Origin of the sequence: Roseisolibacter sp. H3M3-2 (assembly GCF_029211165.1) — a bacterium.
In the GTDB taxonomy this organism is placed as follows: Bacteria; Gemmatimonadota; Gemmatimonadetes; order Gemmatimonadales; family Gemmatimonadaceae; genus Roseisolibacter.
Genome location: NZ_JARGEK010000502.1, coordinates 1 through 2,757, shown reverse-complemented (window position 1 = coordinate 2,757; position 2,757 = coordinate 1). Strand labels below are relative to the sequence as shown.

The following is a 2,757-nucleotide window of genomic DNA, read 5'->3' as shown; positions in this document are numbered from 1 at the left end:
GCTCGCGCCGACGCCGGGGATCCACGCCGGCGCGCGCGCGGCGTTCGCGGCGCTCGTGCTGGCCGCCTACGCGGTGTACGTCGTCACCCGCCTCATCGCGCCCGACGAGCGCGCGATGCTCGCGGGCGGGCTGCGGCGGCTGCGCGCCCGCGGGGGGCCGGCCGCCGACGCGGCCTGAGCCGACCCCGGGCCGCTCAGACGGCGCGGAAGAGGAACGCCGCCTGGTCGCCCTCGCCGCGCCGGTTGGCGCGCGCGGCCCGCAGGCGGCCGCGCTGCTTGCCGACCCAGCCCACGTCCGCCCGCGAGAGCGGGACGTCGCGCGCGTACAGCTCGCTCCCCCAGAACTGGATCGCGGTCGAGTCGTGGCGGCGCTCGACCAGGGCCAGCCCGAGCCGCGCCGCCAGCCGCTCCAGCGCGTCGGCGTTCGGGATCACGAGGTGGCGCGGCGCGTCGAGTTGCACCCAGCGGTCGCCGTACCGGCGGAACGCCTCGGACGGCGCGACGGGGACGCGCACGAGGCAGTGCCCGCCCGCGCTGAGCCGGGCGCGGAGCGCGCGCAGCGTCTCCGCCGGCTCGGGGACGTGCTCCAGCGCGTGGTGCATCATGACGAGGTCGAACGTCGCGTCCATCGCCTCCACGGTGCCGCGCAGGAGCCGCACCCGGCCGACGGTGCGGTCGCGGTCGAGGAAGGGGTCGACGCCCGTGAGGTCGCGGTAGCCGACGGCGTCCATCGCGCGCAGCAGCGCGCCCGAGCCGCACCCGACGTCCAGCACGCGCGTGTCGGGCGTCGCCCCCGCCGCGGCGAGCCAGTGCGCCATCCCGGCCGTCGGCGGCGGCTGCAGCACCCCCAACGCGCGCCCGACGGCGCCGCGTCCGGTCACGGCCGCCAGCGCGCTCGCCCGCTTGAGCCGCGCCACCGGCCCGCCGCCCGCCGGCACCTCGAAGCTGTAGTAGCCCGGCGGGTAGTAGTCGCCGAGCGACGCCGGCACGTCGAGCAGCTGCAGCGAGCCGCACGCCGCGCACTCGCCGTAGGTGAACTCGCCGGGGAGCGCGAACTGCCGCTCGCGCGCGGCGAACGTCCGCGCCCACCGGGCGCCGCCGCACATCTTGCAGGCCGCGCTCACCGCGGGGTCACGCCGAGCACGAAGGTCAGGTTCCCCACATCGACCGTGCGCCGGCCGCCGGGGTTCGCGATCCCGTTCTGGAACAGGTAGTTGTACCGGCGCTCCCACGTCGCCTCGCCCTGCACGTCCACGAGCGGGAGGCGCCGCGTGGCGCGCGCGGTGAGCAGCGTCGACACGTCGTGCCGGAAGAAGTTGGGCGCGACCTGCTGGTAGAGCGCGTCGTTGAACCACCGCACGCGCGCGAGTCCGAGGCCGAACGAGCCGTCGCGCGTGACGTAGTCGGTCGCGAGCCACTGCGCCGACGCGCCCGGTCCGACGGCGGCGCCGAGCGCCTGGCCGCGCTGCGTGAATCCCTCGCGCGTCGCGCGCCCGGCGTAGAAGGGGGCGGGGAGCGGGCGGTCGCGGAAGGCGATCGACTGCTCGGTGCTGGTCAGCTCGAGCTCGAAGCGCAGGTAGCGATCGGGGGTCGTGCGGCGGCCGAGCGGCCGCAGCGCGCGCGCGCCGAGCGTGATCGCCGCGCCCTCCTGCGGCGCCGCCAGCAGCTCGCCGACGGAGCGCGGGGTGGTCTGCCGCGCCCACTCGCCGTACACCTCGACGTGGTCGTCCGCGAACACCCAGCGGCCGAAGGCGCCCGTGAGCTGGTCGGCGGCCATCGGGCCGCCGGCGGTGTCGGGCGGCGCCTGCCACCGGAACAGCGCGTCGAGCGTGTGCCCGAGCGCCTCGCTCGAGCGGTCGCCGACGGTCGCGATCACGGCGCGCGTGAGGCCGAGGGTCAGGCCGCGCGCCGCGGCCGGCCGCAGCGTCACCGCGGCGCCGCTGAACGACCGGTACTGCCGGGTCACCGCGCTGTCGAAGAACACCGAGGGCGTCAGCGCGCCGATCAGGTAGCGCGCCTCGACGTCGCCGAGCCGAGTGCGCAGGGGCCGCGCCGTCCGCACGAACGCGTGCGGGAACCCCTCGGCGTTCGCGCTGAGCGTGAGCGCGCTCCAGCGCCCCGGCCCCCAGACCGAGTTCTCCGTCGCCCCGCCGACGTCGAGCGCGCCGACGCGCACCGCGACGGACGACTGCCCCGGCGTCACCCGCGCGTACGAGCGGTCGCCGAAGCGCGACGGGAGGTCGATGGAGCTCGCGCCCACCTGCCACGGCGAGGCGAACGGGCTCCGGTCCGGGCGCCGCACCGGGATGAAGTCGAAGGGCCGGTTCGCGGCGTACGCGACTTCCGGCGCGAACACGGCGCGCAGCGGCCCGAGGCGCGCCTCGACGCCCGCGCGCGCGAGCAGCGAGGTGCCGCGCCCCGCCCACATCGCCCCGTCGTTCAGCGAGAGCGGGATGTCGCTGTTCTGCGCGACCCGGACCGACGGGGCCAGCACGCGCACGGCGAGCCGCCCGGACGCCGATGGCGGCCGGAGCGCCGTCGAGCTGCTGCGCAGCAGGAAGCCCGCGGTGCTCCGCCCCTCCAGCAGCTGGGCGTCGCGCGCGCGCAGCTCCGCGGGCGACCCGATCCACGCGGGGCCCGCCGGCGTGACGCGGCGCGGGGGGCTGTCGGCGGCGGGGCGGGGCTGGGCCGACACGGCGACCGGCCCCGCCAGCAGCAGCGCCGCGGCGCCGGGGGAAGACGCGTGGATCGGGTCGC

The 2,757-nt window shown here is 77.9% G+C and carries 2 protein-coding genes; both read right to left on the bottom strand.

Annotated features, from left to right (window positions below; all coding sequences use genetic code 11):
* Positions 1-194: 194 nt before the first annotated feature.
* The gene (locus PYV61_RS23655) at positions 195-1,124 is read right to left on the bottom strand and encodes a class I SAM-dependent methyltransferase (RefSeq protein ID WP_275836336.1); all 930 of its coding nucleotides are present in this window, start codon (positions 1,122-1,124) and stop codon (positions 195-197) included.
* The coding region (locus PYV61_RS23650; RefSeq protein WP_275836335.1) for a capsule assembly Wzi family protein at positions 1,121-2,757 on the bottom strand (1,637 nt) is incomplete at its 5' end. The genes PYV61_RS23650 and PYV61_RS23655, both read right to left, overlap by 4 nt.